The organism is Psychrobacter sp. 1U2, assembly GCF_051847575.1.
Window position 1 is genome coordinate 1 of sequence record NZ_JBPYDC010001449.1, and the last position, 598, is coordinate 598.

Below are 598 nucleotides of genomic sequence, written 5' to 3' on the forward strand. Positions count from 1 at the left end.
AGCGACTCAAGCAGTTGGCAACCGGACTTGGACGACAAGTTAACGACCATAAAGCTGTTAAAACGCAATTAGAGAGTATCGCCAAAGAGCAACAAACCCAAACCCATCAAACCACGCCACTTACCTTAATAGATAGCAGTGCCGACATCAGCTATGTGAGTAGCGACACGCTCGTTCATAGAACAATGGGTGAGATAATTACTACCACTCAGCAAGACATGAGGATCAGTAGTGGCGAGTCTCACCAGCAGATTAGCAATGAAGCACTGAATGTTATAGCCGATGGTCAAGTGAGCTTCACCAATGCCAAAGAGACGATTACCCTCTCCGCCCATACGGGCAAACTTGAAGCCACAGCTAAACAGGACGTGAACATTGCCTCCTCCACCAAAGAAGTTGAGGTGGTGGCAACTAATAAAGTGACGATAACAGCTGGGGGTGCGAGTATCACCCTTGATGGTGCTGATATTACTATCGCGGCCAAAGAGTTTGCGGAGAAAGGCGGTAAGCATAGTCGGGCTGGGGGTGGAATGGATGGTTTGGGGCTTGGGGTGTTGCCGAGTTTGATACCTTATGCAAAAACGCTAATGGATGGGGT

The 598-nt window shown here is 48.7% G+C and carries 1 protein-coding gene; it reads left to right on the top strand.

The genetic code is table 11. The annotated features are described in order from the left end of the window. On the top strand, nt 1-598 hold a 598-nt coding region (locus ACS8FD_RS22570; RefSeq protein ID WP_439277504.1), incomplete at both ends, for a DUF2345 domain-containing protein.